The organism is Streptomyces sp. NPDC001920, from assembly GCF_053594495.1.
The window spans coordinates 1-3,201 of the sequence record NZ_JBSFEP010000050.1 but is presented as its reverse complement, the minus strand read 5'-3'; the positions used below and the strand labels follow the sequence as shown (position 1 = coordinate 3,201).

The window sequence follows — 3,201 nt, the reverse complement described above, 5'->3', positions numbered from 1 at the left end:
AGACCGGGCGACCCCGCCGAGCAGCGGTGTCCTCCTTCGGCATCAGCGGCACCAACGCCCACCTCATCCTCGAACAAGCCCCCGACCAGCCCGAAGCCGCGGCGCCGGACCCGGTGGCCGGCGAGCCGCGCCCCCTGCCGTGGCCGGTCTCCGCGCGCAGCGAGAAGGCGTTGCGGGCCCAGGCCGCACGGCTGCACTCCTTCGTCCTGGACCACTCCGACGTGGACGTCCACGACATCGGGCACACCCTCACCACCACACGCGCCACCGGCTTCCAGCACCGCGCGGCGATCGTCGGTGCCGACCGTGAAGACTTCCTCGCGGGGCTCGAGGCGCTCGCGCGCGGGGACGGGCACTCCGCGCTCGTGGTGAGCGCGGCGGCCGCGCCGCCCGGCAGGACCGTGTTCGTCTTTCCGGGCCAGGGGTCGCAGTGGCTCGGCATGGCCGACGAACTGCTGGAGACGGCGCCGGTCTTCGCCGAGAAGATCCGTGCGTGCGCGGACGCGCTGGACCCGCTCACGGGATGGTCGCTCGTGGACGCCCTGCGCGGCACGGACGGTGCTCCGGAGCTGGACCGCGTGGACGTCGTCCAGCCGGCCCTGTTCGCGGTGATGGTGTCGTTGGCCGCCCTGTGGCGCTCCTTCGGCGTCGAGCCGGACGCGGTGATGGGGCACTCGCAGGGCGAGATCGCCGCGGCGCACGTAGCGGATGCGCTGTCCCTGGAGGATGCCGCGCGCGTCGTGGCGCTGCGGAGCAAGGCCATCACCGCCCTCGCCGGAACCGGTGGCATGGCGTCCGTGCCGCTGCCGGTGAACACCGTGCGCGAGCGGCTCGCCGCCTGGGGCGATCGGCTCGGCGTGGCCGCGGTCAACGGGCCCCGGTCCACCGTGATCGCCGGTGAGCACACCGCGGTCGACGAGGCGGTGGCGGCGTACCGGGCCGACGGCGTGCGGGCCCGACGTATCCCCGTCGACTACGCCTCGCACACCCCGCACGTGGAGGCGATCCAGGATCAGGTCCTCGACGCGCTCGGGTCGCTCGCGCCGCGCGCCGCGCGGATCCCGTTCTACTCGACCGTCACCGCCGGCCCGGTGGACACCACGGAACTGGACGCCGGGTACTGGTACCGCAACCTGCGCCGGACGGTCCGCTTCGAGGAGACCACCCGGGCCCTGCTGGACGACGGTCACGGGCTCTTCATCGAGGCGAGCCCCCATCCGGTGCTCACGGTCGGACTCCAGGAGACCGTCGACGCGTACGGTGCCGACGCCGCCGTGCTGGAGTCGCTGCGACGCTCCGAGGGCGGCGTGGGCCGGTTCACGGCCTCACTCGCGCGGGCGTACACCCACGGCGTGGACGTGAACTGGCTCGGCGCCTTCGCGCACCGGACCGCGAGGACGGTGCCCCTTCCGACGTACGCCTTCCAGCACACGACGTACTGGCTCGACGCTCCGGCGCCTTCCGACGTCCGCGCGTCCGGAATGAACCGGGCGGACCACCCGCTGCTCGGCGCCGTCACCGAACTGCCCGACGGCGGGCACCTGTTCACCGGATCGGTGTCCATGGACCGCTTCCCCTGGCTGGGCGATCACAGGGTGTTCGGGAGCGTGCTGCTGCCGGGCGCGGCTTTCACGGAGGCCGCGCTGCACGTGGCGCGGCACATCGGCGCGGCGGGAGTGGAGGAGTTGACGCTGCACGCGCCGCTGGTGCTGGCCGAACGGGAGGCCGCCGACCTGCAGGTGATCACGAACCGCGTGGACGACGCGGGCGAAGGTCCCGGCGACGGGGCCGGTGACGGGGCCAGGTACGGCATCACGATCCGCTCCCGATCGACCGTTCCGGCGACGGACGGCGGTGCAGATGCGGGTGCGGGTACGGAGTGGACGGTGCACGCGACCGGGTTCCTCACGGCGGCCGAGCCGCCCGAGCCCGCCGGTCGGCCGGGTGTGTGGCCGCCCGCCGGTGCGCAGCCCGTCGGCCTCGACGACTTCTACGAGCGTCTCGGCGACATGGGTGTCGGGTACGGGGACGCCTTCCGAGGTGTGCGCGCCGCCTGGCGCAAGGGCGACGAACTCTTCGCGGAGCTGGCGGGGGTGCCGGAGCCGGACGGGTCTTCCGGCGGTTCGGGGGGCGACGCCCGCAGCAAGGGGTTCGGCGTGCATCCCGCGCTGCTGGACGCCGCGTTGCAGCTCGTCTTCCTGCGTCCCTCGGAGTCGGACGCGGCCATGGGGGTGGTTCTGCCGTTCAGCTGGTCCTCGGTGTCCCTGCACTCCGTCGGCGCTAGGGCGGAACGGTTCCTCGCCCGGGTGTCGCCCGGCCCGAACGACGGTGTCCGGGTCGAGCTGGCCGACGAGCGGGGGCGACCGGTCGCCTCGATCGGGTCACTGACGGTACGGCCGGTGACGGCCGCGCAGCTGGAGCGTGCGGCGGGAGGGCCCCAGCGGCTGTTCCACGTCACATGGCAGGCGCTGCGGACGCCGTCGGACGAGAGCGTCGCTCCGCTCGGCCCGTGGGCGCTCCTGGAGCCGGCCGACGACAATGGCGCCGGTGACGGGGACGGTGGCGGCCGTGGCCTGATCGGCCGCTACGGCGATCTGTCCGCCCTGGGGGCAGCGGTCGACGCAGGCAAGCGGGTGCCCGCGCTGGTGGTGGCCCGGTTCGGCGCTGACGGCACCCCCGCGTACGAGGACGGGGAGCCGCGCGAGCCCGTCGGACGGGTGCACGAGGCGACACGGGAGGCGCTCGCGCTGCTGCAGCGGTGGCTCGCGGACGACCGTTTCACCGACGCGCGGCTCGTCGTGGCGACGCGTAACGCCGTGTCAGGCGGGCCCGCGACACCCGCGGGTGACGGCGGGGCCGTGGATCTGGTCGGGGCCTCGGTGTGGGGCCTGGTCCGGTCCGCCCAGGCGGAGAACCCGGGGCGGTTCGTCCTGTTGGACATGGACGCGGAGCCGGACGCCGCCCTGAGCCGTGCCGGCACGGGCCTGGCGGCGGCGCTGGGGAGCGGGGAACCGCAACTCGCCCTGCGCGACGGCACCGTTCTGGTGCCCCGGCTGGCCCGGGTCCCCGCCCCGGTGACAGCCGCGCGAACGGCACCGGATCACGACGTGCCCAGGTCCCTGGATCCGGAGGGGACCGTCCTGATCACCGGCGGCACCGGAACCCTGGGCAGCCTCATCGCCCGCCACCTCGTCACCCACC

General features: G+C 74.4%; 1 protein-coding gene. It reads left to right on the top strand.

Annotation, left to right across the window (positions count from 1 at the left end):
- Nucleotides 1–3,201: acyltransferase domain-containing protein (locus ACWCPI_RS38835; RefSeq protein WP_451042663.1), on the top strand; the 3,201-nt coding region annotated here is incomplete at both ends.